Genomic DNA, 26,638 nt, shown 5'->3' on the forward strand with positions numbered 1-26,638 from the left:
CGCGTTTCAGGCCGTAGGAAATTCTACTCGGTTCTGCCGCGCCTGATCGAAGAAGGCCACTTCATGTTCTGAAGATCGCATGAATGCCACCCGCATCCGTTCGCGCAGCTCGGGATCAGCCTGCTTCCATGCTTCGCCCACCATGCTGATGGCGCGTTCGGTGGCGCGGTCGAATGCCTCGGACGCATAGGTCACCAGCCACTGCTTGTACGGGTGCCCCTGGTGGTTGGCCGAGGCCAGGCGCTGGCCGATGTCCTGGTAAAGCCAGTAGCACGGAAGGATCGCGGCAATCAGCTCGGCATAGCTCGAGGCGGACGCGGCCAGATGATTCACGTAGTTCAGCGTGATGGCGCTGGGGTTCGCTCTGCCCTCGGCCAAATAGCTGCGATGCAGCTGCAACTCGCCTTCCAGGATCTCGCTGGCGGAATTCGCCCAGAAGCGCTGCGCCTCAAGATCCGGGGCCAAGGAGCTGGCCTCGGACAATACCTGGGCGTAGCGCTGCAGGTACAGGGCATCCTGGGCCAGATAGTATTCGAAGTCCGCCTTGGCCAGCGTGCCATCGGCCAGCTGGGTGATGAACTCCAGATTGTCGATCGAGTCGCGCAGCCCCTGGATCTGCTGCCACCAGCCATCCATCGGATCGGCGTCGCTGAAGAAGTCGGCAAAGTGGTTCACCGGACCGTGCCCGCTGCCGACGTTCAGTGCATCGGCCGCGCCGATCGCGCGGAACAAATACGCCTTGGCCTGTTCGAGGGCGCCGACCCAGTCGCCGGATGCCGCGAAAAGGGTGGCCAGGGCGCTGGAGAGGGTGCAGCCGGTGCCATGGGTGTTGTTGGTATCGAGGCGCGGGTTGCTGAACTCAGCCAGCACGCCCTCGCTCGAGACCAGTGCGTCGGGGCAGAGCTCTCCGTCCAGGTGCCCGCCCTTGGCCAGGACCAGTGCATCATGCTTGGCGGCCAGGCGTTGCGCTTGCTCCAGGGCCTGCGGCCAGCTGGCTGCTGCCGGTTCACCCAGCAGAGTGGCTAGCTCCAGCAGATTAGGCGTGATCACCGAGGCGCGGTCCAACAGCGAATCGAGCACCGTTTCGTCCTCCAGGAGCCGGTCTCCGCTGGTGGCAACCATGACCGGGTCCAGGACCACGGGGGCATCGACCGTATCGAGCCATCCATTGACTGCGCGAATCACCTCGGCGTTGGCCAGCATCCCGATCTTGATCGCATCGATCTGCACGTCGGCGCTGAGGGCCTCCAACTGGGCGAGCACGAACTCGCCGCCGATGGCCTGCACTGCGCTCACCCCTTGGGTATTCTGTGCGGTCAGCGCGGTGATCACGCACATGCCGTATCCGCCATTGGCGGCGATGGCTTTGAGATCCGCCTGGATTCCGGCTCCGCCCGAGGGGTCAGAGCCGGCGATCGAGAGAATGTTTTTCACTGGGCCGCCGCCCAGGCAGCGACCAGCTGTTCGCTGGCTTCTTGCGGGTTCTCGGCATTGCAGATGGCCCGGACTACTGCCAGCCCGGAGCCGCCACCGGCGCGGATGGCGCCGGCGTCTTCAGCGGTAATTGCGCCAATGGCGACGCAGGGCAGCTCGGTCAGCGAGGCGGCACGCGCAAAACCATCCAGGCCCAACGGAGTGGGATGGTCCTTTTTGGTGGGGGTGGCGCGTACTGCGCCGACGCCGAGGTAGTCGATGGCCTCGGCATCAAGATTGGCCTGCGCCAGCTGTTCATCGGTGGAAGCGCTCAGGCCGATTATGCCTTCGCCGATGATCTGGCGTGCCAGGCGCACCGGAATATCCTTCTGCCCGATATGGATGCCATTGACCGCGGCTCCCGCCGCGCGGGCAGCCAGGAACACGTCGATCCGATCGTTGATCAGCAGCTTCGCCTTGCCCTCGGTGAGCCGGGCCGCGAGGCAGGACAGCTCGAAGAACTCCCGCGCGGTCTCATCCTTGGCCCGAAGCTGGATCCACTCGATGCCACCGGCCACCGCGCCTTCAATGACTTCCAGGGTGGTGCGTGGAGTGCAGCTGGCGGTGTTGGCAACCAGGTATGCGCCGATATTATCCATGGTTCAGTTCCTCGTACTTCAAATTCTGCAGTTCTTCAGGTTCGGTGGCGGCCAGGGCGTCCAGGAAGGCGACGGCGAAGCTGCCGGGGCCGTTGCTCGCTGCCAGCGCTTTTTCTGCGGCAAGGCCGTAGAAACCGTGGGCGGCGATGGCCGCTTCGAAAGGGTCCTCGTGTACCGCGAGCATGCCGGCGTTAAAGGCGCCTAGCGCGCATCCGCCGCCCGTGATCCTGGTCAGCCCGATGCCGTTGGTGTGCACCAGGACGCTGCGGCTTGCATCGATGATGGCGTCGGCTTCACCGGAGATGGCGACAACGCATCCATGTTCGCTGGCCAGTTCGCGTCCGGCATCCAGCGCCGCCTGGACGGTATCGGCCGAATCGACGCCGCGGCCGCTGGAGTCCTTGCCTGCCAGGGCCAGGATTTCTGAAGCATTGCCGCGGATCAGGGTGGGGCGCTGCTGCACGATACGGTGTGCGAAATCGGTGCGCACGGACAGGGCGCCCACGGCTACTGGATCCAATACCCAGGGGGTTCCGGCGGCGCTCGCCGAAGCTACCGCTTCCTCCATGGCAATCATTTGCTCGGTGCTGGGAGTGCCGAGATTCACCAGTACCGCAGAGGCCAGGGCCGCAAACCCGCCAGCCTCGCCGGGCAGGTTGGTCATGGCCGGTGAAGCACCCGAAGCCAATAAGACATTGGCGGTGAAGTTGGTGACGACAGTATTCGTCAGGCAGAAAACCAAGGGGGAGCGTTGCCGGTATTTTTGGGCAACGGTAGGCAGAGTCATGCGACATCCCTCCGCTAGCGTGAACTAGATCAGGTTCGACGGGTTTCATCTCAGTCGGCTTCTCCGACACCCCGTGTCACTGATTTAGAGAGTACGCAGAAGGGTTGCCTAGAACAAATCCTTACCGTTCACGTCGCGCCACCAAAGCCTTCAGCGTCGCTGCATCCACATGTTGCGCGGCAGCCAACTGCCACAGGTGGTCGACCGCTGCCACCAGATCTTCCTGCGTGTCTACGGGTTCGGATCGGGCATTCACTATCGTGCCGGCGCGGCGCCTCGAAGAAATAAACCCCTCAGCTTCCAACTCCTTGTAGGCGCGGGCCACCGTTCCGGCGGCTACTCCGAGGTCTGTGGCCAGCGCACGCACGGTCGGCAGCTTGCTCCCGGCGGCTAATTCGCCGAGGTTGATGAGAGAGGCGATCTGCGAACGGATCTGTTCGTAGGGTGCGGTGGCTGCTTCAAGATCCACAGTGATCTGCGTGCTCATGAGGTGATGGATTTCTTTAGTGACTTGGCTACGCCGCCCACGGGGCGTTCAAGGAATACGACCGCAGGCCACAAGAAGACCATGACCGCGAGGAACTCTAGTCGGACAGGATATTCGTAGCCGATAACTACCATGGCAACGATAGCCGCGGTAATGGTCCGCAAAGAGCGAAGCTCCAAGACTCGGCGGTACCAGATTTCTTCGTCTGCCGAGACATCCCATGCCATGTTGGCTCTGCGCGTGAACCAGATGAATCCTAGGTGCGCAATGATCAATACGACTACTAGGGCGATGACGGTAACTTTCTTGGGCGCAACGAATCCCCATAGGTAGTCCAGCGGAGGAAAAATTAAGAAGTATGTGCTCGTGGCGACGAGCAATCCGGCGCAAATATATGGCCACAGGGGCAGGTTTGCCGAATGTTTGTTGGCGGCAGAAATCTGGCGTGAAACCACATTCACATATCCCAGGTACAGCGCATTGAGGGCAAGATAGAACAGCGCCGCCCCGGTGAGAATCACCAACATCCAGGTCACACGTTCGGCTGCAGGCATCGCGTATTCATCAATCTCAGGCAGAAGCTGCCAAACGACGAAAAGGACAATGAATGTGAGCGTTGCTGTTGCGAACTGCAGTGAAAGTAGCTGCTCGCGCAGCCTGCTGGACTGAATTTTTTTCCTGACCGTGACATTTTCAAAATCTGTCGGTGGTCGCCAAAGCAGCATGACTGCCGAAATGCCCAGCACAGCGTAATTTGCTGTCGCATCCAAGGTTCCGCCGATTCGGGACATGCTTTCCATGAAATCGATACCCGCACCCGTCCCATCGATATAGCGTGAGGATTCATTATGAAACCATTGGGCCTTGTAGTGCAGGGCTTCTCCGGCCTGGACCGTGATCGACACCGTGACAGTGCGGTAGAGGCGGTTCAACCATGTGGTGCGGAGCAGCTGGTTATTGTGCTGTGAGATGCCCGGCAGTGGTTTGCGCCGAAGAATGACAGTGGAAGCGATCACCGCTGCCAGCATCAGGAACCCTAGGCTTGCGTAGAGGAACGGTAGGACCTCGCCTGCGGCGCGCAAACCATCCTGCGAAGGGCTGTTGGAATAATAGTCATCGGTGCTGATTTCAAGCTCGGGTACAGGTGCAATGGCTGTGACATCCCGAACCGAATAGAGGCTCACGCACGCTAAGACCAGAACGATGAGCAACGCGGCCACTAGCATCTTGGGTATGGGACTGGTCAAGGAACGTGGAGTGAGGGTCGCGGTGCGTAGCGGTTTTAATTTGCGCGGCCAGGTGTACTGGCTGGCGATATAGATGAAGGCGATCCACACGCCCGGGGTGGCTGCCACCGCAATGCCCACCGCGGTATCGAGGGTACTTTGCTCATCAATGGGAACGTTGATGGCATCACTGAACCAATTTGAGGAGCTGCTGGCGAAGTAGCCAATGATTGCGCACCAAAACGCATGCCTCCGTGCGCTATTGAGCAAGTTACTGTCATTGGTTGGGCCATAGAGTCGCAACAAAAAATAAACGATCATTGCAGCTACCGCGAACGTGCCGAATTGTGATGACAGAGATTCCATGAGTTCCTCCCGAAGACCTTTAATGTATCAAATGCTTGATACATTATGAATCCCGTTGCAAATTATCCGATGGAAATACTGCTCGGTGGCGTACGCTCAGTTCATGGGTCTGTTTACCTCTACTCCATTGCCCGAGCCGGTCGGCGATTCCGCCCCTCCGGTGGACGAGCATCCGTCTCGCATCGCCACGGTGCTGAACCATCTGCGTCGTTCGGCCGATGCACGAATTACCCATCCGCGCCGCTTTAGGATCCAGCAGCTGCGTGCCTTGGAGAAGATGCTCGAGGAACATCTTGATGACTTCCTCCAGGCATTGAACGATGACCTGGGAAAAAGCCCCACCGAAGCCAAATTCGCCGAGGTCGACGTGGTGCGCGCCGAAATCGAATATGCACTGAGGCACCTGGCCGAATGGATGGACAGCACCGGGGTGAAGGTGCCCCTGGCACTGCAGCCAGCCATGGCCAAGATCGAGCCGCGCCCTCTGGGAGTGGTCCTGATCATCGGCGCGTGGAACTACCCGCTGCAGCTCGTGCTGGCGCCATTGGTCGCCGCCATCGCCGCCGGCAACGCCGCGGTCATCAAACCCTCCGAACTAGCTCCTGCCACCTCCGGCGCTTTGGCGAAATTCCTCCCGCTCTATCTTGATGAGCGAGTCTTCGCGGTCATTGAAGGAGGAGTGGATACTTCAACCGAGTTGTTGGCCGCTCGTTGGGACCATATCTTCTATACCGGCGGGGAGCGGGTTGCCAAGATTGTCGCCATGGCGGCCGCAAAGCACCTGACCCCGACTACGCTGGAACTCGGCGGAAAGTCGCCGGCGGTCGTGGACAACCATTCGCCAGCCACCGCCAAGCGCCTGGCCTATGCGAAGTTCATGAACGCGGGCCAGACCTGCGTCGCACCGGATTACATCCTATGCATCGGAGATGCCACGCCGCTGATCAACCGCCTGGGGCAGGCAATCACCAGCTTCTACGGCAAGGAACCCATTACCCACCCGGACTTCGGGCGCATTGCCAGCAGCCAGCACTTTGAACGATTGCTCGCAATGCTGGAACAGGGCGAGGTGGTGTTCGGCGGCGAGTACGACGAAGAGACCCTGCGTATTGCACCGACCGTCATGCGCGACGTCGAGCTGGACGGCACCCTGATGACCGAGGAAATCTTCGGCCCGATTCTTCCGGTCATCGAGGTCAAGAGCTTCGAGGAAGCCCTGGAATTCATTGCCCGGCGCCCCTCGCCGCTAGCTGCCTACTTGATGAGCGAGAGTCCTCGTTTGCAGTCGATTTTCTCGGACCGGGTGCGCGCTGGCGCAATTGTGCACAACGCACCCTTGGCCCAGATGGTCATTCCCACCCTGCCTTTTGGCGGCGTGGGCGCCAGCGGCATGGGCTCATATCACGGCAAGCATGGCTTTGACCGGCTTTCGCAAATGCGTTCGGAACTCAACAAAACCACGGTGGTTGATACCTTGAGCGCAATTTATCCTCCTTATTCATGGGCTAAGCGAAAGATTATTGATCGCTTACTGTAGCGCGGTTCATAGCTTTGCGACTGGTCAGAGTGCTTGGATTGAAAGGTTGGAAATTTCTAAGCATCAGGAGATGTAACGCATGACTGAGCCCGCACCGTCGCAGGACGGCCTGAAGCGTGGCCTCAAAGCTCGCCATATGCAGATGATTGCCATTGGCGGCTCAATTGGTACCGGACTATTCGTCGCGTCCGGCGGCACGATCTCTGAAGCTGGCCCCGGTGGCGCGCTCGTCGCTTATGCCCTGATTGGCATTATGGTGCTGCTGCTGATGCAGTCACTGGGTGAGATGAGTGCACGCCTCCCGGTGGCAGGCTCATTCCAGACCTATGCCACCGTTTTCGTCAACCGCCACTTCGGCTTCGCGATCGGGTGGAACTACTGGTTCAACTGGGCCATTACCGTCGCCGCCGAGCTGGTTGCCGCGGGTATCGTGATGTCTTACTGGTTCCCGGACGTTCCCGGATGGATCTGGGCCGCCATCTTCCTGGTGCTGCTCACCGGGCTCAACGCCCTGTCATCCAAGGCCTTTGGCGAAGGTGAATACTGGCTGGCCGCTATCAAGGTCATCACAGTCATCGTATTCCTGATCTGCGGCTTCGCGATGATCTTCGGCATCATCGGCGGATCCTCGCCAGGATTCAGCAACTGGACCGAGGGCGACGCGCCATTTGTGGGCGGCTGGCTGTCCATCGTTTCGGTGTTCATGATTGCCGGCTTCTCATTCCAGGGAACCGAGCTTGTCGGTGTCGCCGCTGGTGAAGCAGAAAACCCGCAGCGCGACGTGCCGAAGGCCATTAAGACCATCTTCTGGCGCATCATGCTCTTCTACATCGGCGCCATCTTTGTCATCGGCATGTTGATCCCATACCTGGACCCCTCACTGCTCTCGTCCGAGGCATCTGACATCGCCACCTCGCCATTCACCTTGGTCTTCGAGCGGGCCGGCATCGCCTTCGCCGCCGCGTTGATGAACGCCGTGATCCTCTCGGCCATCCTGTCGGCAGGCAACTCCGGCTTATATGCCTCTGCGCGCATGCTTTATTCCATGGCCAAGGACGGCAAGGCGCCGAGGATCTTCGCACGCTTGAACAAGCGTGGCGTTCCGGTCCCAGCCATGCTGTTGACCGCCTCGGTGGGGCTCTTCGGGTTCCTGACCGCGATCATCGGACAGGGCGAGGCCTACACCTGGTTGCTGAACGTCTCGGGGCTGTCCGGCTTTATCGCGTGGGTTGGCATTGCGGTAAGCCACTATCAATTCCGCAAGGCGTATGTGGCCAGCGGCCAGAATCTGGCCGACCTGCCGTACAAGGCTCCGCTGTTCCCGCTGGGCCCGATCCTTGCCTTTGTCATCCTGCTGGTGGTCATCGCCGGCCAGAACTACCAGGCAGTCTTGGACGGCAATCTGCTGCAGATGGCCTCAAGCTATGTCGGCCTGCCGATCTTCCTCTTGCTGTGGCTGGGCCACTGGCTGGCTACTCGCAAGCAGCCAGCCGAGGTCATCGACCCATGGACCGCGAAGTTGAACTAGCCAGCCAAGGCAGCGTCGACAATCACCCGAGCTTCAGCGAGCACTTGCTGCAGATGCTCGGGTGATTTTGTTGATTCCGCATAGATCTTGTAGATGTCTTCGGTGCCCGAAGGACGGGCCGCGAACCAGGCACGCTCGCTGGAAACCTTCAGGCCGCCAATGGCGAATCCGGCCGCTTCGGTCACCTTCGCGGTGATCGCATCGCCCGCCAATTCGGTGGCGGAGACCATCGATGGATCCAGCTGAGACAGCACGGCCTTCTGCTCGCGGTTCGCCGGGGCATCAAAGCGGTCGTAGAAGCTGGAACCGTGGCGCTCCACCAGTTCTGCGTGCAACTGGCTCGGGCTCTTTCCGGTGACCGCGCGCATCTCGCTAGCCAGCAAGGCGAGCATCAGCCCGTCCTTGTCGGTGCTGAATGCCTTGCCGGAGAAGTCCAGGAAGCTTGCGCCGGCGGACTCCTCGCCACAGAAGGCCACCTTGCCGGAGGCCAGCGGTTCTACGAAGTACTTGAAGCCCACTGGAACTTCGCGCAGGGTTCGGTTGTGCGAGGCGACGACCTTGTCGATGAGTACCGAGGAGACCAGGGTCTTGCCGATCTCGGCATTTGCCGGCCAATTCCCACGATGGGTCAGAAGGTAGTCGATGGCCACTGCCAGGAAGTGGTTAGGGTTCATCAAGCCGGCGTCGGGGGTGACGATGCCGTGGCGGTCCGCATCAGCGTCATTGCCGGTGGCGATGTCATACTTTTCGCGGTTGGCGACCAAGGATGCCATGGCGTGGGCGGAGGAGCAGTCCATGCGGATCTTGCCGTCTTTATCCAGGGTCATGAAGCCGAAGCGCGGGTCAACGGATTCGTTGACTACCTCCAGGTTCAGGCCGTAGCGGCGGCCGATTTCGCCCCAGTAGTGCACCGAAGCGCCGCCTAGCGGGTCGGCCCCGATGGAAATGCTGGATTCAGCGATGACCTTGAAGTCGATGACTTCTGCCAGGTCGGTGATGTACAACTCGCGGAAATCGAAAGGCTTGGCGGCGGCTTCGCCGCGCTTGATTTCTCCGCTGGCCAGCAGCTCGTTGGCGCGGGCAGCGATGGGTCCAGTAATTTCGGATTCTGCTGGGCCGCCGTGAGGCGGGTTGTACTTGATGCCACCGTCGGTTGGCGGATTGTGCGACGGGGTGATGATCAGGCCGTCTGCCTGATCGCCGCCCTTGGCGTTGTGCACGAGGATGGCGTGGCTGACCGCGGGGGTAGGAGTCAGTCCGTCTTCGGCGAGGACCTCGATGTTGTTTCCTGCAAGCACCTCAAGTGCGGTCTGGTAGGCAGGGCCCGAGAGCGCGTGGCTGTCCTTGCCGACGTACATCGGGCCGGTGATCCCGGCTGCGACGCGGTAGTCCACTACGGCTTGGGTGATGGCTGCGATATGCGCCTCGTTGAAGGTGCCGTTCAGCGAAGTGCCGCGGTGCCCCGAGGTGCCGAAGATGACTGCCTGGTCTGGATTGTCGCTGGAAGGAAAGATGCTGCTGTAGGCATCGAGCACCTCCTGAAGATCAATCAGGTCGGATTCGTTTGCTGGTTGGCCAGTTCGAAGGTGTGCCACAAATTGCCTCTCGGGTTGATGCGCTTTATGCGAATTCATAGAAGAATAGTAGGTGATGAGCTACTACCAGTATCCGCCAAACCCCTACCCGCTGCCGAGAGAGTCCACCGGGCTGTCTGTGGCTTCCCTCGTGCTGGGCATCTTGTCGATGTTGGGCTTTGCTGCAATTATCCTCGTTCCACTGGCCGGAGTCATCACGGGGCACCTTGCGTGGCGTCGCGAACCGCAATCCAGGAGCCTGGCTATTGCCGGTCTGATCACCTCGTGGATCGGATTGCTCCTAGCCACAATCATCTACGCACTGGCCATCTGGATGATCTGGTGGGCCGGTTCCGAGTATGGCGACTATTCCTATTACGAGAATATGACCTACTCATAAGCTCGAATCAGCGCAAAAACTTCCCGAGAACCAAAAAATTGCTGGCCCCGCAAAGACGGGACCAGCAATTCCGAGTTGGCGCGTGGCGCTACTGAATCGAGCCCATCAGCTTCTTCAGCCCCGGGGTTGCAGCCATCATGGCTACACCCAGCACCACTGCGGTGCCGCCCATGGCGATGAAGTAGGGGATCTCATTGCCTGGCGTGTAGTAACCGGCCAGCACGCCCGAGAGGGTGGTGCCCAGGGATACCGACAAGAAGAACAGTGCGATCATCTGCGTGCCGAAAGCCGCCGGGGCCAGCTTGGTGGCGATGGCCTGGCCCACCGGCGAGAGCAGCAGCTCTGCGAAGGTGCACAGCAGCAAGATGCCCACCAGCGCCAGCAGCGGAGTCATGGTGAAGGATTCCAGCGGAATGAAGCACAGGAAGGCCGCTCCTACGATCACCAGTGAGAGTCCGAACTTGACGGCAGTATGTGGCTGGCGCTTGCCCAGCTTGGTCCACATGGCAGCGAAGACTCCGGCGAAGATGATGATGAAGACCGGGTTGATGGAGGTGACCCAGCTCGGCGGCATCTCCCAGCTGCCCAGGTGGCGGTCCAGGCGCTGATCCGAGTATGCGGCGATGAACGTGAACTGCTGCTGGAACAGCGCCCAGAAGGCAGCCGAGCCGATGTAGAACGGAATGAATGCCCACACCTGCTTGCGCTCCGTCGCATTGACCTTGTTGCTGCGCAGAATCAGCGCGAAGTAGATGGCCGAAGCAGCGATCACGACGTAGGCAAGGGTGCTTGCGAGGTTTTCCGGGGTGACGATCTTGGTTGCAAAGGCGGCGATGATGATCACCAGGACAGCCGCGAAGATCACCACGTAGCGCTTGCGCTCATTGGCAGGCAAGGGGTTGTTGGGGATGTTGCCGCCAGCAGGCAGCTTCTTGCGACCGGCAGTGTAGATGCCCAGGCCGATGGCCATGCCGATGGCGGCAGCGCCGAAACCGATGTGGAACCCGTAGGCAACCTGCAGCCAACCGGTGAGCAGCGGGCCAATCAGGCCGCCGATGTTCACGCCCATGTAGAAGAGGGAGAAGCCCGCATCAATGCGGGGATCATCCTTGGAGTAGAGCGAACCGACCAGTGCCACGGCGTTGGCCTTCAGGCCGCCTGAGCCGACAGCGACCAGGATCAGGCCGATGATCAGGCCGATGTAGCCAGGCAGCAGTGCCAGGCCGATGTGGCCGAGCATGATGGCGATAGCCGAGAAGAACAGCACGCGTTCGGAACCGAAGAGGCGGTCCGAGAGCCACGCGCCCAGAATGGTGGAGAGGTAGACGGCGCCACCGTAGGCGCCGACCAAGGACAGAGCCAGGCCCTGGTCCATTCCCAGGCCGCCTTCGGTGGCCGAGTAGTACATGTAGTAGGCCAGCAAGCCCTGCATGCCGTAGAAGGAGAATCGCTCCCACATTTCTACGCTGAAGAGGCTTGCGAGCGCACCGGGGTGACCAAAGAAGGTCCTTCCGGTGCTAGAAGTGCTCGATGTTGCAGTAGACATACGTAATATTTTTCGCTTTTGCCTACCCGAGTACCTACTTATATGGGAAAGCTCACACCTGCATCTGGGCCGCCAGCGCCAGCAGGAGTCCTTCGTCAGAACGCGGGGAAATCAGCTGAATACTCATCGGTAACCCATCGCTGGTTGTCGTGACCGGAATGGTGATGGCAGCGACTGAGGCGACGTTCACCATTGAGGTGTACGGGGTGTACTGGCATTGCAACATATAATCGCGATCGGCCGTGGATTGTGTATAGTGCCCGATCAGCGGTGGAATGCTCGCCATGGCGGGGGTCGCAATCACGTCGAAGGCCGACCACTGGCGCACAAAATCGGCGGCGATCTGCTTCAGCCTCGACCCCGCCTGCAGGTTCTGCTCCAGCGATCGTCCGGCGGCCCGGCGACGGTAGTCCCGCGCCAACTCGCCCAGTAGCGACTCGTCATTGATCGGTACGTCCTTCAGCCCGTTGGTCCACACCGTGGCAAAGGTTTCCGGATAGTCCGTGGCATAGTCCAGATCCGCCGGCTGCACCCGGTGGCGTTCGCCCAGAAGCCCTAGGCCCTGCTTAAAAGCCGCCTGGGCTTCGGGGGAGAGGGAGATGTCGTACACAGATTCAAAGGGCGAATGGGCGCTGAATCCGATGTTCAATCCGTTCAGGCGGTCCGGGTAGCTTCCCTGCAGCAGCGGCAGATAGTGGTCCTTGCCGCGCATCGCATCCAGCAGCATTGCCGCGTCCAGGGCATCATGGGCCAGCGGGCCTGAGACCGTGAGCTTTGGCGCACCCAACGGGTCGACATAGCCGTCCTGCACATCCGAGGGCACCCGGCCCAGGGATGGCTTGAGCCCGATCAGCCCGCAGGCCGCAGCCGGAATGCGCACCGATCCGCCGCCATCGGACCCAGGGCCCACCGCAATCATTCCGGCAGCTACCGCGGCGGCCTGGCCGCCCGAAGAACCTCCGGAAGAGCGCTGCGGATCAAAAGGGTTGCGCGAGGGCGGGGCCACCAGATTTTCCGAATGGCTGCTCAGCCCGAATTCGGGCACCTGCGTCTTGCCGAGAATGACCACACCCTCATCGCGCAAACGCTGGACCAGCGAGTGGTCACGGGTGGCGACCGGATGATCCACGGCGGCCGAACCATAAGTGGTCGGCATCCCTGCAACGTCATTAAGATCCTTGAACGCGGTCGGCAACCCATGCAGCCGCCCGAGCTCGCCCCGCACCTGCGCCTTATCGGCCGCCTGGGCTGCGGACATGGCGTCCTCGGCTACATGCACAAAGGCGCCCAGATCTTGCTGCTGTTCAATGCGGTTCAGGTAGTGCTCGGTGAGCTCGCGGCTGGAAATCTCGCCACGAGCCAGCTCGTCTCGCAATTTCAAGGCACTGGAGGGAAACATGTCAGCTTTCGACGCAGGAAATGACTAGTCTTATAAGCAAACACCCTATAAGTGAGGAATGCTAGCTGTGAGCGATTTTGAGACTGTCTCGGTCAACGATGTCCCAAAGGATGCCTTCATCCTTGACGTGCGCGAAGACTTCGAATGGGAAGCTGGCCACGCAACCGGTGCCACCCACATCGTGCTCGGCACCCTGCCAGAGCGTGTTGGCGAACTGGATCCGGATGTCGATACCTACGTGATCTGCCGTACCGGCGGACGTTCCGCACAGGCCGCATCGTGGCTGACGGGCATGGGCTACACCGCATTCAACATTGCCGGTGGATCCGACTCGTGGATTGAAGCCGGATTGCCGATGGAATCGGAGAATGGCCAGGAGCCAACCGTCCGATGAAATATGCCTATCTGGGACCTGCCGGCACCTTCACCGAGTCGGCGCTGTTGCAGGTTCCCGGGGCACCCGACGCTCAGCGCATCCCTGCAGCGAACGTGAACGTGGCCCTTGCCATGGTGCGTGATGGAAGCGTTGACGCCGCCATGGTGCCCATTGAGAATTCGGTGGAGGGCGGCGTCTCGGCCACCCTGGATGCCATTGCCCAGGGCCAGTCCTTGCAGATTGTCGCAGAGATCCTCGTACCCATCACCTTCGTGCTGGCGGCACGCCCGGGCATCGATTCGCTGGACCAGATCAAGCTCATCTCCACCCACGGGCACGCGTGGGCGCAATGCCGGTTGTGGGCAGAAGCGAATATCCCCGGTGCGGTCTTCACCCCGGCCTCGTCCACCGCGGCCGCCGCGGTGGCTCTCATCGAGGACGACCCGCAGCATGACGCGGCGATCTGCAACCCGTTGGTGGCTGAAGAACGCGGACTGAATGTCTTGGTGCGCGGGGTGGAAGACAATATCGGGGCGGTCACCCGCTTCATCCTGGTTACACGTCCGGGAAAGATCCCGGCACCCAGCGGCGTGGACAAGTCCACGCTGATCCTGCCTCTGCCCGAAGACCGTCCCGGTGCCCTGATGGAACTCCTTGAGCAATTCACTGCGCGCGGCGTGAACCTTTCGCGTATTGAATCGCGTCCCACCGGTCAGGGCCTGGGCCAGTACTTCTTCTCTGTTGACTTCGAGGGCCACGTCGCCGACGAACGTGTCGCCGCGGCACTCTCGGGTTTGCACCGTTTGTCCCCGGAGCTGCGTTTCCTCGGTTCCTACCCGGCGGCCCAGGGCGTAGAACCCTTCGTGGACACGCATAATTCAGATGCCGCGTTCAGCGACGCCCGCACCTGGGTGCAGTCGCTGCGCGATCGGTTCTAGCTGGTATGCAGAAGGCCCTGTTGCTCCTCACGGAACACCAGGGCTTTTCGTTTGCCTGGAGCGGGCTCTTTGCTAAGGGGTGCGCAGGCGCAGCGCGCTTGGTGAAATGCTGACTTCCAGCTCGTTGACCTGCCCCGTGGGATCCCCGTCAATCTGGGTATTCATCGGCTCGGTGCAACGCAGGGCAACCCCTGGAGTCTGGTAGAAGCTCATCACCGGAATCTTGTTCTTGGCCCGGAACGCGGTCTTGAGCAGGATCCACATCCAGCCAGCGGCGGAGCGCGGCGACAGGATCACCGCGTCAAGTACGCCGTCGTCGATCTTGGCGTCCGGGACGAAGTCCAAGCCCTGCAGCTTGCCGCAGTTGGCGAAAAGCACCGAGCGGACCTTGCGGGTCTGCCAGTTCTCGTCCCCTTCCAGCTTGAAGTTGACCTTCTTGCGCTTCCCGGGCAGCTGGCGCAGGCCAGCCTCCGAGTAGGCGAGCCAGCCCACCTTGGACTTCAGCTCCTCATTGGTGTCGTCGAAGAGATCGGCATCGGTGCCAACGCCGGCAATGACCAGGAATGCGTGGTCCGCCTCTGCGCCATCGAGCAGCTTCAGCTTCATATGCCCCACGTCGATGCGCCGCACCATGCCGCGCACTGCCACGAGCGCCGCGGTGTGCAGGTCATCGATGGGGATATCGACGTTGCGGGCCAGCAGGTTGCCGGTGCCCAGCGGGAGGACTCCCAGCGACGCATCGGTGCCTTCAAGTACTTCTGCGACGGCGCGAATCGTTCCATCGCCACCGGCGGCAATAATTGTGTCGCATTGCGCATCCAAGGCTTCGCGGGCCGCAGCCTGGCCGGCATTATCCTTGGTGGTGTGCAGCACCAGCGGCGCTTCGATGCCCGCTTCGGCGCAAACACGCTCCACGGCTCTCTGCGCCTCTTCAGCACCTGACTTGGAGGGATTGATGACCAGTGCCACCTTGTTCGCGGTGGCATGTTCTGCGGCAACAGGCTCTTGCACCGAAGGCTTTCGGTAGTGCGACAGCTTGCGCACCGAGTACCAACTGGTTGCCGCGGCGGCAGCTGCGGCGGCCACGGCAGAGAAAACGATCACACGATTTTTCTGCATAGTGCTTTCATCGTACTCATGATTGCTACGCTTAATGTGTGATCGACCTGAAAATGCTCACCGAAAATCCGGATCTGTACCGTGCCTCGCAACGCGCGCGCGGTGCCGACGAGTCGTTAATTGATCAGCTTCTCGAAGCTGACACGGCACGTCGTGAAACCATTGCCACCTACGAACGCCTGCGTGCCGAGCAGAATGCGTTCTCCAAGAAGGTCGGCCAGGCCAAGGGCGATGAGCGCTCTGCGCTGCTGGCCGAGGTCAAAGAGCTGGCCGCTTCGGTCAAGTCTGCCCAGGCCCAGTCTGATGAGGCTTCTGCCAAGTGCACCGAATTGCAGCGCCTGATTCCCAACCTGATCATCGACGGCATCCCGTCCGGTGGCGAAGACGACTTCACCATTGTCAAGCACGTGGGTACCGTCCGTGACTTCAAGGCCGAAGGCTTTGAACCACTGGACCACCTGCAGATCGGCGAGAAGCTTGGCGCCATCGACATGGAGCGTGGTGCCAAGGTTTCTGGCTCGCGCTTCTACTTCCTCAAGGGCATCGGCGCCCGCCTGGAAATAGCGATGATGAACATGGCTCTGGACGTGGCGATGGAGCGCGGCTTCATCCCGATGATCACTCCTACCCTGGTTCGCCCAGAGACTATGCAGGGTACCGGCTTCGATGTGGCCCACGACGACGAGATCTACAAGCTCGAGCGTGACAACATGTACCTGGTGGGCACCTCCGAGGTGGCCTTGGCTGGTTACCACGCCGACGAGATCATGGATCTGTCCGATGGCCCGATCCGCTACGCCGGCTGGTCCTCGTGCTACCGCCGCGAGGCAGGCTCGGCCGGCAAGGATACCCGTGGCATCATCCGCGTACACCAGTTCAACAAGCTGGAAATGTTCATCTACACCAGCGTCGAGGACGCTGAAGCCGAGCACCAGAACTTGCTGGCCATGGAAGAAGAAATGCTTGGACGCATGGAACTTCCGTACCGCGTGATCGACACCGCCGCCGGCGACCTCGGCATGAGCGCTGCCCGCAAGTTCGACTGCGAAGCATGGGTCCCGACCCAAGACGCTTACCGCGAGCTGACCTCCACCTCGAACTGCACCACCTTCCAGGCCCGCCGCCTGAACATTCGCGAACGCGAAATCGTCGACGGCAAGCCAGGCAAGACCCGTGCGGTGGCAACGCTGAACGGCACCTTGGCAACCACCCGCTGGATCGTTGCGATTCTGGAAAACCACCAGAACCCGGACGGCTCGGTCAACGTGCCCAAGGCCCTGCAGCCATACCTTGGTGGACTCGAAGTCCTCAAGTAAATCAGGGCTCAATCAGTTGCCGGCCATCCTTCCGGGATGGCCGGCAACTGCTTTTAACCAGCTGTTCAAGTGAGCCTGTGCTGTGGGTCATCGCTAAATTGTGGCGGTGATGGTTAACTTGAGCCATGACAGTCATGACAAAGATCGGCAACGACGACCGACTGAATAAGCAGAAAATGATGATTTGCCTTGATGTGGACGGAACCATCGTCAACCATCAGGGCCATATGAGCCAGCGGGTACGCAACGCAGCCCGGGCAGTGGTGGAGCAAGGCCATGAAGTGGTCATCTCCACTGGACGCTCCCTTGGTGCTGCCCTTCCCGTCATGGAAGATCTGGGCATTGACCACGGCTATGTGGTTGTCAGCAACGGCGGCGTGCTGGCCAAGGTGAGCGACGGGGACGTCGAAGTGATCCACCGTGAAGTCTTTGATCCTTCTATAGCACTCAAGGCCCTGTGGAAGCAGCTTCCCAAGGCCAAATACGCGCTGGAAAACGAGCGCGGTGAATTCCTTTCCAACCAGACCTTTGGCGATGCCAGCTTTGGCGTCGAAACCAGAGTGGTGGATTTCGAAGAATTACTAGGCAACAAGGCAGTGCGTGTTGTGGTGTTCTCCACCGACAACACTGCCGAGGAATTCGGGCATGCGGTGCAAGGCCTGGGCCTGTCCGGGGTGACCTACTCGGTAGGGTGGACGGCCTGGCTGGATATCGCAGCAGACGGAACCACCAAGGCCAGCGGGTTGGAGCGCCTGCGAGCAATCCTCAAATTTGATCTGGCCGATTCGCTGGCCGTAGGTGATGGCCGCAATGACATCGAGATGCTCCAGTGGGCTGGATACGGTGTGGCCATGGGCCAGGCGCCAGACGAGGTCAAGGATGCAGCCGACGCTGTGACCGAAGGAGTCGACGACGACGGTTTGGCGATCATCCTCGAGGGGCTGCTTCAGGGCTAGTCCTATTGCAGGGATAGTGGCTGCTGCCTGCCGTGTCCTAGAGCTGGTCGGTGAATTCCAGCAACCGGGAGATGGCAGCCCGGGCACCGAGCTCATCGTTGTAGCCTGATCGCACAATCGCGGCAGATACCGCCTGCGGGGTGATTCCGAGGATCTCGGCTACTGCTTTCTGCTGGCCGCGCACGCCCGGGGTGAGCAGATCCACCACGGACCATTCGGCTTCGGTGCGGGTACGGATCCACTGGCCGAGCATGCGCAGCAGGCCTTCCAGTTCCGAATCCATCTCATCGGCGCCGGAGGAAACGCAGATCGGCACGCGTTCGCCGCGATGGCTTGCTGCCTCGAGCGCGCCCAGTGCCCGGCGTGCAGCTTTGCCTTCAACCAGGTCCGCCTCGGTTGGCACCGGCTCATAAAGGCTGCCGATGCCCAAGCCTATATTGCAGAAGTTCAACCTTGTTACCCGCATAAGTGCATCCACCGCGGCGTCGGGATCCCTGGGCACGCCCAGCAGCAGTTGCCCGCTCAGCGCGGTAAAGGGCGCGAGGGTGTCCACCTGGGAGAGCTGATGCCACAATTGCTCGCTGGCGTCGGCAACATCGGTAACCGAGCGGGGCCGGGGGCTGAGCGCAACGACAAACATGTTTCCAGTATTGCCTGTGCAAGCGGGTTTGTCGCGAGTACTGCCCGAGATGTTGCCGTTATTGTTGTTGCGGCAATCGCACGCTGGTGCGTGCAACAAAGAGCTGTGTGGCTGGTCCGATGAGTACCGCGTAGGCCACCGTGCCCAGGCCCACCGGGCCGCCGAGCAGCCAGCCGATGCCCAGTACCGAGAGTTCCAGTGCGGTGCGGATCAGTCGCAGCGACAGCCCGGTGCGCAGGTGCAGTCCGGTCATCAGCCCATCGCGCGGGCCGGGACCGAAATGGCTGCCGATGTAGAGGGCGCCTCCCAAGCCGTTGATGAGGATTGCGACCACGAGGGTGAGGATCTGCCAGCCAAGACCGTTGATTTCAGGCAGAAAGCGCAGGAAAAAGTCGAGTGCCACGCCGAGGTACAGCGTGTTGGCGATGGTTCCCAAGCCCGGCCATTGGCGTAACGGGATCCATGCGAGCAAGACCAACGCTCCGACCAGGATAATGATGGTGCCCAGTGACAGTGGCACATGATTGGCGATGCCCAGGTGCAATACATCCCACGGATCAACGCCCAGCTGCGCCCTGATAATCATTGCCATTGCCAAGGCGTAGAGGGACAGGCCTGCGAAGAGGTTGAAGAATCGCAAGGGCAACCGCCCGCTGGCGAGCTGTTGGCGCGGTGTCAGGTTAGTGATGGTCATGAATAAAATAATCCGCTAAATTGGCCATGTAAAAAATAGCCAATTTTGAAGAGGTGGACTTATGGGCCGTGTCACAGCCGCTGCGCTCGCCGGAATGCTGGGAGCCGCCGACACTTCCCAACCTGCCTACCGGTGGCTTTTTGAAACCCTGCGCTCGCTCATAGCCAATGGCCGCATCCTGCATGGCTCGGTACTGCCCAGCGAACGCGAAGTCGTGGCCCGACTGGGGCTGAGCCGCACCACCATTTCACGTGCCTACGCAGAACTTCGCGATAGCGGCTACGCCAGCTCCCGCCAGGGCTCGGGAACAGTCGCCCAGATTCCCGGAGGGCCGGTTGCCGGCGGAGCAGAGCCACTGCCGCTCGGCGGATTCGGGCCAATGCCCGGAAGCACCGCGCTCGATCTGACCTGCGCGGCACCCAACGCCCCGACTGGAATGCTTGGAGAATTCCAAGCAGCGTTGGAACAGCTTCCGCGCTATGCGGCAACAATGGGCTACTACCCATTGGGGCTCGAGCCGTTGCGGTTGGCCCTCGCCAATTACTACACGCGCAAGGGACTGCCCACCGGTCCCGATCAGATCGTTGTCACCTCAGGTGCGCTGTCCTCGGTGGCGGCCGCCGGACGCGCGGTCATGGGTCGCGGGCAGAGCGTGCTGGCTGAGTCACCGACCTACCCCAATTCCTTGCTTGCGCTCAAGGCGCATGGCGCTCGCACCGCTGCGGTGCCCATCGGGCAGGACGGGTCCGACATGGAACAGATCGCTTCGACCTTGCGCACAGTATCCCCGGCAGTGATGCTGTGCCTGCCCGATTTCCACAACCCGGTGGGAACCTTGCTGGATGACGCAAGGCGAGAACGCTGGGCTGCGGAATTGGACCGGGCGGGAACCATCGGCATCATCGATGAAACCTGCGCCGAGCTGTGGCTTGACTCCGAGCCGGACGTTTTGCCGATGGCCGCCTTTTCCAAGAACCTCATCACCGTGGGCAGCGCCAGCAAATCGCACTGGGGCGGATTGCGCCTTGGCTGGATCCGAACGCCACGGCATCTCTCGGGCGCCATCGCGCGCTCGCGCATGAGCATGGATCTCGGGGCGCCCGTGCTGGAGCAACTGGTGCTGGCCAACCTGCTGAATGCAGGCGCCAGCCTTGCGCAGGGTTCCCGAGATGGCTTGCGGGACAACCGGGATTGGATGATCGCTGAACTGCAACGATTGCTGCCGCAGTGGAAGCCCAACAAGCCTGCAGGCGGCCTGAGCCTGTGGTGCCAGCTGCCGCAGCCGCGTTCCAGCGCGCTGGCTCGACAGCTCAAGTCAGTGTTGCTTGCCCCAGGATCCACCTTCGCTGTTGAAGGTCACGGCTTGGAGCACTATCTGCGTTTGCCATTTGCCCAGGACCGAGCCGATCTGGAGCGGGCGCTTCCGGCTATTGCCGAGGCATGGCACAAGGTGGCTGCGTGAGATTGAACCGATCCTTGGGCATGATGGGGCAATCCGTGGACTAATCCAGCCAGGCGGCCAATACTCCAGGGGCAATGAGGGCGTAGGTGCCAACAAACAGAGCACCCATGATGACTGCCAATGGTACGAGCCAGCGAGTTTCAGGTTTATTCATTCCTCAGACCCGGCCCTCGCGATTGGTGAATTTCCGAATTGCCTGACCGGCAGCGTAGCAAATGCCAAGCCCCGGGATGCAAAAAGACCCCACCAGCAGGATCAGCATGTACACCGAACGGCACTGAACGAAGCGCCAGCACACGTAGATGACTCCGACGGCCCAAAGAAGCAGCACGGAGGCTTCAACGGGGTCTAGAGCAAGTGCATTATCCATGTCAGCAGTCTATTCCGTTTGCTCGGAAAGGGACGCTAGGACCACGGTCAGTGCTTCGACAAGCACCGGGAGTGTGTAGCCAGTCCGAGGTTGAACCCTAAGCGCAGCCTCGCTCTTGTCCGTCTCGGCGCCCACCAGGGGCTTCTGCCCTGTAGGTCGAAGCGCGGGAACATGGATGAACAGCGCAGGTACTGTCTGCCCATAGGCGAGGTACGCGATGTGGTTGCAAACAAACCTGCCCGCGTCTTCGGATAGGTAAGCACCGTGGCCGGCCTGATGCAATGCCCGGAGGATCATTTCCGGATCCAAGCTCGCGGGACGGTAGGTTTCCCCGGGGTGAACGATGCTCTGTTTTATCGGCTGCGCGCCATCGTTATCCGGGATGCGGGCGTCATCCTCATTGGCGCCTTGGACCTCCAGGCTGATTTCAACTCGCCCGCCAGCCTCGCCCACGCAGATCAGAGCGTCCGGCAGGTGCTCCTGCAGCAAAGCAGCCAGAACCTCGCCAGATCGCTGAAAGGATACCGGCAGGATCGCCTTGGTGATTCGATGGCCATCGGCATTGTCGGGAACCAGCCGCACGGCCTCGCCGCTCGCGTTGAACTGGTCGTTGCCGAAGGGTTCGAAGCCGGTCACCAAAATGTGCATGAGCCCATTATGTCCTCAAACTGTCGGTGCGTGCTGATAGAGATTGAATCTAGGTTCAAATGCTTCCGTTGAATAGGTGCACATGGTTATCGCAGTTTTTGTCCTCGTCATCCTCAATATTCTCACAACGGCATGTATCGCCCTGCTGCTGGTTCGACGCACCCAAGGCACTGAGGATGGCCAGATCCGGGACTCGGTGCGGTCCGCCAATTCAGAGCTTCGCCAGGAGCTGGGAACCCAGCGCAATGAACTGCGCCAGGGCATGGGAGAAGTGCGCTCCGAGATTGATGCGAAGCTGCGCGCCATGAGCGAATCCAATGCCGACCGCCACATCCAGATCCAGCACCTGCTGCAGCAGGAAATGGAGAAGCTGCGCACTGGCAATGAAGCCAAGCTGGAAAAGATGCGCGAGACCGTGGACGAGAAGTTGCAGGGAACCCTCGAAAGGCGATTGGGCGAATCCTTCGAACTGGTCAGCAAGCGGCTGGAGATGGTCCAGCAGGGGTTGGGAGAAATGCAATCGCTGGCCCAGGATGTCGGCGGGCTCAAGCGCGTGCTCACCAATGTGAAAAGCCGCGGCTCCTGGGGCGAAGTCCAGCTTTCGCGCCAGCTGGAAGATATCCTCACCGCGGATCAATACGAGCAGAATGTTGTGGTCGTCCCGGGAAGTCGCGAAGTAGTGGAATTCGCGGTGATCCTGCCCGGACGCGAGGCCGGGACCATCTACCTTCCGATTGACTCCAAGCTCCCGCAGGAAGATTATGAGAGGCTGCTCGACGCCCAAGAATCTGGAGAGAAATCAGCGATCGATGCAGCAGCCAAGGCGCTGGATCGGGCGATGATCGAGCAGGCAAAACTGATCTCCAGCAAATACATCGCCCCGCCCTACAGCACCGACTTCGCGATCATGTACCTGCCTACCGAAGGGCTCTTCGCCGAAGTGGTGCGAAGCCCCGGCCTGGCCAGCAAGCTCCAAACGGAGTATCGGGTTCTAGTTACCGGGCCTACGACATTGATGAGCCTGCTGAACTCGCTGCAGATGGGCTTCCGCACCCTGGCCATCGAAAAACGCAGCAGCGAGGTGTGGAAGGTCCTCTCGGCTGCCAAGGAGGAATTCCGCAAATACGGGGATGTTTGGGACAAGCTGGGCAAGCAGCTCTCGGCAGCGCAGAACACCGTCAGTGCGGCGGGCACCCGTAGCCGTGTTCTCGAAAAGACACTGCGAGACGTGCAGACCCTGGAAGTATCCGCTCAAGAAGATGTTCTCTCCGGGTTGCTGCCCGAGGCCTAAAATCAAAATTGGCGGTGACCCCGCAAGGGGTCACCGCCAATTCAGCTTAAGTCTAAGAGGCTAGGCCTTGAAACGTTCGATGGAGCGAGCCAGCTCAGCTTCGGCAGCCTCGCGGCCTTCCCAGCCTTCAGCCTTGACCCACTTGCCTGGCTCCAGGTCCTTGTAGCGGGTGAAGAAGTGCTCGATCTCCTTGATCAGCCATTCGTCGATGTCTTCAAGTTCCTTGATGTGGTCAAAGCGCTTGTCGGCAGGAACGCACAGCAGCTTGGCATCGCCACCGCCATCGTCGGTCATGTTGAATACGCCAATTGGGCGGGCTTCGACAACAACGCCTGGGATCAGGTCAACGCCAGGGATGTACACCATGGCGTCCAATGGATCGCCATCTTCGCCCAGAGTATCGTCGAAGTAGCCGTAGTGGGTTGGGTACTGCATCGAGGTGAACAGCACGCGATCCAAACGCAGGCGGTGGGTCTCGTGGTCGATCTCGTACTTGACGCGCGATCCGGTTGGGATCTCGATGGTCACGTCGTGGCTCATGAAAAGCACGCTCCTAAACTAGTCTTAGGGTTATCCGCTAATAAGGGTATCGCCCCGCAGGCCCCCTTCGATAAAACTTCGAGAGGAATGTAACCATATGAACACTGCCGCCCGACGTGCGCTGACGCTGGGGGTGGCCGTGCTGGCTGTGGTTGCAGTCATTCTGGCCATGGTGCTGGCACCTCGATTCTTCACCGGTGAACCCGAAGCGTTCTACACCCCGGCCAGTGCCCAGCAGGCTGAAAAACACCCAGCCACGGTGGCAGATCTCGATCCTGATGCCCCGATGCCTGACACCTCCGTGCTCACCGCCAAACTTGATGCGGTCCTCGCCGGCACCTCCGATGGCACGAGCTTCAGTGCGCAGGTTGTCGACGTCGCCAGCCAGACGGTGCTCTATCACCGCAACGCAGAGACCAGCGGCACCCCGGCCTCCAGCCTGAAGGTCGTGACCGCGTTGGCCGCTTTGGACACCCTGGGCGGAGACAGCCAGCTGTCCACCTCGGTACTGCTAGATGGAGACACCCTCATCCTGCGCGGCGGGGGTGATGTGCTGTTGGGCGACGGGAAGTCGGATCCGGCGCACCCCAAGGGCTACGCGGGCCTGGCCACCCTGGCCGAGCAGACCGCCAAGGAACTGGAATCCCGCGGTGTCAGCGAAGTCTCGCTGTGGCTAGATGATTCGCTCTTCGGCGATGCCCATAACAATTCCGCTTGGGACAAGTCGCTGTTCACCTCGAATAACATCGGCGAGGTGTACCCGATCGCGCACTACGCAGGACGGGCCGGCGAAAGCACCAGCACCGCCTACCAATCCGATGCAGCCGAACAGGTCCGCAAGGTCTTCGCCAAAGAGCTCTCAGCCTCCCTGAAGGTCGCTGAAGGAGGCCGGGGCTCCTACGACGGCGGCGAGCAGATCGCGGAAGTGAAATCCGCGCCCCTGCGCCAGATCATCAAGCACATGCTGCTGGTCTCCGATAACTACATCGCCGAAACCATGGGACGGCTCGTCGCCGTCAAACGCGGCATGGCCCCGGAGCAAGCTGGCGAAGCGGTCGCCGCCGTGGCCAGCGAACACGGCGCCGAAGGCGCGCAGCTGGCCGATACCAGCGGATTGGCCGCACAGGACAAGATCTCACCGGCCGCGCTGACCACGGTATTGCGCGCGGCAGCCACCAGCCCCAAGCCGGAACTGCGCGAACTGGTGTACTCCCTGCCGGTCGCCGGCTATAACGGCACGCTCATGAATCGCCTAGGCCAGTCGTCCACACTGGGATTGGTGCGCGCCAAGACCGGTTCGCTGACCGGGGTAGCCACGTTGACCGGCATGACCATCACCCAGGACGGGCGCTTGCTGGCCTTCTCGATTTTTGCCCATCAACCGGGCGGAACACTCGCACCGCATAAGCCGATTATCGACTCAGCAGTAACCGCCATCCGCGGTTGCGGCTGCCAGAGCTAAAGGAGCAGGAGCAGCATATGAACCAGGTTGTTGATTGGAAACTGGCCGCGAACGCTGCCAAGACGCTGATGCCTGCCGGGCCGAAGATCTTCAAAAAAGATGCCGCCCGAATTGTCGAGGAACTGCGCATTGCCGCCGGCGAGGGACTGGCCGAGGCGGAGAAGATCTCCAAGCTGACCTCCACCGCGCCCTCGCAGACCCTGGTGGTGGACCGGGCCGGATGGGCCAAGGCCGTCAGCCAGAATTTCGCGGCCATGCTGCCCGCCCAGGTCAACGTCCCCGCAATGGTTCCGGCGGTCGCCGGAGCCGAGCTCGGCGCGGTGCTCTCGGTGCTGGGCACCCGGGTGCTGGGACAGTTCGACCCCTTCGTCGGCCCGCGACTGCTGCTCAACGCGCCCACCATCACCCAGATCCGCGGCGAACTGAACCTGAATGCCCGCGATTTTTATCTGTGGATCGCCACCCACGAGCAGACCCACCGCCTGCAGTTCGAGCACGCTCCATGGATCCCCGAGGTCATGAAGTCCATCCTCGCCGAGGCCTTCGGGCCGCTGGAGAATGAGGGCTCGATGAACCAGCTCGGCGAGCGGCTGAAATCCATGAAGTCGGAAGTGGGCGAATTGACCAGCATCATGTCGGTGCTCGAAGGCCACGCCATGGTGGTGATGAACGATGTGACCAGCATCGGCAGCATCAAGACCATCCGCCGGCGCTTTGAAGCACGCGGCGAGAACCGATCGGTGCTGGCCACCTTGCTGGGCAAGCTGCTTGGCCTGGACGCCAAGGCCCTGCAGTACAAACGCGGAGCCAAATTCGTGCGCCATGTGGTGGACGGGATCGGCTACGAAGGCTTCAACCAGGTCTTCAGCTCCCGGGAACTGTTCCCCAGCGCCGAAGAGCTCGACAACCCTGAACGCTGGCTGGCCCGCACCCGATGAACCAGGCTTTGCTCGCGGCCCGCACCGCCATTGCCCGGGTCGCCGGCCCGGGACTCACCTTGATCGGGGTCTCCGGCGGCGCGGACTCGCTGGCCCTGGCCATTGCGGCAGCCACCCTGCCCGACGCCTTCGGCGCTGTGATCGTGGATCACGGATTGCAGCCGGGCAGCGCCCAGGTCGCGCAGCGGGCCGCCGGGCAATGCCGCGAGCTGGGCTTGGATCCGGTGCTGGTTTATCCGGTGCAGACTGCCAGCGACGAAGCCTCGGCCCGGGCGGCCCGCTATGAGCAGTTCGAGCTGGCGCTGCGCCGCACCGGTGCCCAGCGGCTGCTGCTCGCGCACACCCGTGATGACCAGGCCGAGCAGGTGCTGCTCGGGCTGCTCCGTGGTTCGGGCACCCGATCCCTGGCCGGGATCCCGGCCGAACGCGGACCTTACCGAAGGCCGCTGCTGGATCTGGCCCGGAAGCAGACCGAAGAGATCTGCCAGGACGCGGGGGTCGAGTATTGGGAAGATCCGAGCAATTCCGACACCGGCTACCGGCGGAACCTGATCCGCCATGAGATCCTGCCGTTCCTGGCTGAACGGCTCGGCGGGCATCTGCCCGAGGCCCTGGCCCGCACCGCATCGTTGGCGGCCGCTGATGCCCAGGCACTGGACCAATGGGCACAGCAAGCCAAGGACGCGCAGGGGTTGAACCTGCGCGAACTCTCTGCCCTCCCGGTGGCGGTGGCCTCCAGAGTGTTGCGGCTAGCCGCGATCGAAGCCGGCGCGAAAAATGTGGGCCATGAGCGAACACAGGCGCTGTGCGCGCTGGCCGGAATCGGCGGGCCCAAGTCCAAATCTGCTGGTCCGGTGCAACTGGATGGCAAAATCAGCGCCTTCAGGCGCGGACCGGTGATCGTTTTCACGGGGACCGGCTCAACAACAGGTCACTAAATGTGGCACTCTAGGTAAGTACCACACC

26 protein-coding genes and 1 riboswitch are annotated in these 26,638 nt (G+C 61.2%); of the genes, 12 read left to right on the forward strand and 14 right to left on the reverse strand.

Translation table 11 applies throughout. The annotated features are described in order from the left end of the window. Positions 1-6: 6 nt before the first annotated feature. The 5 genes from thiD to OF385_RS00315 form a co-directional block, all read right to left on the reverse strand. On the reverse strand, positions 7-1,434 hold the full coding sequence (thiD, locus tag OF385_RS00295; RefSeq protein WP_264276449.1) for a bifunctional hydroxymethylpyrimidine kinase/phosphomethylpyrimidine kinase: 1,428 nt from the start codon (positions 1,432-1,434) through the stop codon (positions 7-9). Next, the gene (gene thiE / locus OF385_RS00300; RefSeq protein ID WP_264276450.1) at positions 1,431-2,072 is read right to left on the reverse strand and encodes a thiamine phosphate synthase; all 642 of its coding nucleotides are present in this window, start codon (positions 2,070-2,072) and stop codon (positions 1,431-1,433) included. Before thiE ends, thiD begins: the two co-directional genes overlap by 4 nt. Beyond that, on the reverse strand, positions 2,065-2,859 hold the full coding sequence (gene thiM / locus OF385_RS00305) for a hydroxyethylthiazole kinase (RefSeq protein WP_264276451.1): 795 nt from the start codon (positions 2,857-2,859) through the stop codon (positions 2,065-2,067). The genes thiE and thiM overlap by 8 nt, the downstream gene beginning before the upstream one ends. Continuing rightward, positions 2,849-2,943, reverse strand: a riboswitch (TPP riboswitch). It overlaps the preceding gene by 11 nt. Positions 2,944-2,980: 37 nt before the next feature. After that, a complete protein-coding gene (locus OF385_RS00310; protein WP_264276452.1) occupies positions 2,981-3,346 on the reverse strand; it encodes a GntR family transcriptional regulator in 366 nt (121 codons plus the stop codon). Beyond that, positions 3,343-4,938, reverse strand: a complete 1,596-nt coding sequence (locus tag OF385_RS00315) for a hypothetical protein (protein WP_264276453.1) — start codon at positions 4,936-4,938, stop codon at positions 3,343-3,345. The genes OF385_RS00310 and OF385_RS00315 overlap by 4 nt, the downstream gene beginning before the upstream one ends. A 103-nt stretch (positions 4,939-5,041) precedes the next feature. On the opposite strand from OF385_RS00315, the gene OF385_RS00320 reads away from it, so the two are divergent. Together OF385_RS00320 and OF385_RS00325 are read left to right on the forward strand one after the other, a co-directional pair. Beyond that, entirely contained in the window at positions 5,042-6,475 is a 1,434-nt protein-coding gene (locus OF385_RS00320; RefSeq protein ID WP_264276454.1) for an aldehyde dehydrogenase family protein, read from the forward strand. Between the two features lie 79 nt (positions 6,476-6,554). After that, positions 6,555-8,003, forward strand: a complete 1,449-nt coding sequence (locus tag OF385_RS00325; RefSeq protein WP_264276455.1) for an amino acid permease — start codon at positions 6,555-6,557, stop codon at positions 8,001-8,003. Here the strand turns inward: OF385_RS00325 and pgm are convergent. After that, a complete protein-coding gene (pgm, locus tag OF385_RS00330) occupies positions 8,000-9,598 on the reverse strand; it encodes a phosphoglucomutase (alpha-D-glucose-1,6-bisphosphate-dependent) (RefSeq protein WP_264276456.1) in 1,599 nt (532 codons plus the stop codon). The genes OF385_RS00325 and pgm overlap by 4 nt on opposite strands. 55 nt (positions 9,599-9,653) lie before the next feature. Between pgm and OF385_RS00335 the strand changes: the two genes are divergently transcribed. Further along, positions 9,654-9,977, forward strand: a complete 324-nt coding sequence (locus tag OF385_RS00335) for a DUF4190 domain-containing protein (protein WP_264276457.1) — start codon at positions 9,654-9,656, stop codon at positions 9,975-9,977. An 88-nt stretch (positions 9,978-10,065) separates the two neighbouring features. Here OF385_RS00335 and OF385_RS00340 read toward each other — a convergent pair whose 3' ends face one another. Continuing rightward, positions 10,066-11,523, reverse strand: a complete 1,458-nt coding sequence (locus tag OF385_RS00340) for a peptide MFS transporter (protein WP_264276458.1) — start codon at positions 11,521-11,523, stop codon at positions 10,066-10,068. A 52-nt stretch (positions 11,524-11,575) separates the two neighbouring features. Continuing rightward, on the reverse strand, positions 11,576-12,922 hold the full coding sequence (locus tag OF385_RS00345) for an amidase (RefSeq protein ID WP_264276459.1): 1,347 nt from the start codon (positions 12,920-12,922) through the stop codon (positions 11,576-11,578). Between the two features lie 67 nt (positions 12,923-12,989). On the opposite strand from OF385_RS00345, the gene OF385_RS00350 reads away from it, so the two are divergent. Next, positions 12,990-13,316 carry a rhodanese-like domain-containing protein gene (locus tag OF385_RS00350; protein ID WP_022874421.1) on the forward strand — a complete coding sequence of 109 codons (327 nt, stop codon included), beginning with the start codon at positions 12,990-12,992 and terminating at the stop codon, positions 13,314-13,316. Then, a complete protein-coding gene (gene pheA, locus OF385_RS00355) occupies positions 13,313-14,236 on the forward strand; it encodes a prephenate dehydratase (protein WP_264276460.1) in 924 nt (307 codons plus the stop codon). Before OF385_RS00350 ends, pheA begins: the two co-directional genes overlap by 4 nt. 72 nt (positions 14,237-14,308) lie before the next feature. Here pheA and OF385_RS00360 read toward each other — a convergent pair whose 3' ends face one another. Then, positions 14,309-15,355, reverse strand: coding sequence for a diacylglycerol/lipid kinase family protein (locus tag OF385_RS00360; protein WP_264276461.1), 1,047 nt, complete (start codon positions 15,353-15,355; stop codon positions 14,309-14,311). A 38-nt stretch (positions 15,356-15,393) separates the two neighbouring features. Here OF385_RS00360 and serS point away from each other — a divergent pair, with 38 nt between their 5' ends. Both serS and OF385_RS00370 read left to right on the forward strand, forming a co-directional pair. Continuing rightward, complete coding sequence (gene serS / locus OF385_RS00365) at positions 15,394-16,671, forward strand: serine--tRNA ligase (RefSeq protein ID WP_264276462.1); 1,278 nt, start codon at positions 15,394-15,396, stop codon at positions 16,669-16,671. 125 nt (positions 16,672-16,796) lie between these two features. Next, on the forward strand, positions 16,797-17,627 hold the full coding sequence (locus OF385_RS00370) for an HAD family hydrolase (RefSeq protein ID WP_264276463.1): 831 nt from the start codon (positions 16,797-16,799) through the stop codon (positions 17,625-17,627). A 37-nt stretch (positions 17,628-17,664) separates the two neighbouring features. On the opposite strand, the gene OF385_RS00375 is transcribed toward OF385_RS00370, so the two are convergent. Together OF385_RS00375 and OF385_RS00380 are read right to left on the reverse strand one after the other, a co-directional pair. Next, positions 17,665-18,267, reverse strand: a complete 603-nt coding sequence (locus tag OF385_RS00375) for a hypothetical protein (protein WP_264276464.1) — start codon at positions 18,265-18,267, stop codon at positions 17,665-17,667. 58 nt (positions 18,268-18,325) lie between these two features. Continuing rightward, complete coding sequence (locus tag OF385_RS00380) at positions 18,326-18,961, reverse strand: YczE/YyaS/YitT family protein (protein WP_264276465.1); 636 nt, start codon at positions 18,959-18,961, stop codon at positions 18,326-18,328. 61 nt (positions 18,962-19,022) lie between these two features. Here OF385_RS00380 and OF385_RS00385 point away from each other — a divergent pair, with 61 nt between their 5' ends. Beyond that, positions 19,023-20,423, forward strand: a complete 1,401-nt coding sequence (locus OF385_RS00385) for a PLP-dependent aminotransferase family protein (RefSeq protein WP_264276466.1) — start codon at positions 19,023-19,025, stop codon at positions 20,421-20,423. 157 nt (positions 20,424-20,580) lie between these two features. Here the strand turns inward: OF385_RS00385 and OF385_RS00390 are convergent, their stop codons facing one another. Together OF385_RS00390 and OF385_RS00395 are read right to left on the reverse strand one after the other, a co-directional pair. Continuing rightward, the gene (locus tag OF385_RS00390) at positions 20,581-20,793 is read right to left on the reverse strand and encodes a hypothetical protein (RefSeq protein WP_264276467.1); all 213 of its coding nucleotides are present in this window, start codon (positions 20,791-20,793) and stop codon (positions 20,581-20,583) included. Positions 20,794-20,802: 9 nt separating this feature from the next. Continuing rightward, complete coding sequence (locus OF385_RS00395; RefSeq protein WP_264276468.1) at positions 20,803-21,441, reverse strand: pyroglutamyl-peptidase I; 639 nt, start codon at positions 21,439-21,441, stop codon at positions 20,803-20,805. Positions 21,442-21,523: 82 nt separating this feature from the next. Here OF385_RS00395 and OF385_RS00400 point away from each other — a divergent pair, with 82 nt between their 5' ends. Further along, positions 21,524-22,732: a DNA recombination protein RmuC gene (locus tag OF385_RS00400; protein WP_264276469.1), complete on the forward strand. Its 1,209-nt coding sequence runs from the start codon at positions 21,524-21,526 to the stop codon at positions 22,730-22,732. A gap of 60 nt (positions 22,733-22,792) precedes the next feature. Here the strand turns inward: OF385_RS00400 and OF385_RS00405 are convergent, their stop codons facing one another. Continuing rightward, positions 22,793-23,272 carry an inorganic diphosphatase gene (locus OF385_RS00405; protein WP_013347472.1) on the reverse strand — a complete coding sequence of 160 codons (480 nt, stop codon included), beginning with the start codon at positions 23,270-23,272 and terminating at the stop codon, positions 22,793-22,795. A 97-nt stretch (positions 23,273-23,369) separates the two neighbouring features. On the opposite strand from OF385_RS00405, the gene dacB reads away from it, so the two are divergent. The 3 genes from dacB to tilS are packed head-to-tail and all read left to right on the forward strand — an operon-like array spanning position 23,370 to position 26,610. Then, positions 23,370-24,734: a D-alanyl-D-alanine carboxypeptidase/D-alanyl-D-alanine-endopeptidase gene (dacB, locus tag OF385_RS00410; protein WP_264276470.1), complete on the forward strand. Its 1,365-nt coding sequence runs from the start codon at positions 23,370-23,372 to the stop codon at positions 24,732-24,734. Positions 24,735-24,751: 17 nt separating this feature from the next. Beyond that, complete coding sequence (locus OF385_RS00415; RefSeq protein WP_264276471.1) at positions 24,752-25,672, forward strand: zinc-dependent metalloprotease; 921 nt, start codon at positions 24,752-24,754, stop codon at positions 25,670-25,672. After that, positions 25,669-26,610 (forward strand): tRNA lysidine(34) synthetase TilS, encoded by a 942-nt coding sequence (gene tilS / locus OF385_RS00420; RefSeq protein WP_264276472.1) that lies wholly within the window; start codon positions 25,669-25,671, stop codon positions 26,608-26,610. Before OF385_RS00415 ends, tilS begins: the two co-directional genes overlap by 4 nt. Positions 26,611-26,638: the final 28 nt, after the last annotated feature.

Origin of the sequence: Glutamicibacter sp. JL.03c, from assembly GCF_025854375.1 — a bacterium.
Taxonomy (GTDB): domain Bacteria; phylum Actinomycetota; class Actinomycetes; order Actinomycetales; family Micrococcaceae; genus Glutamicibacter.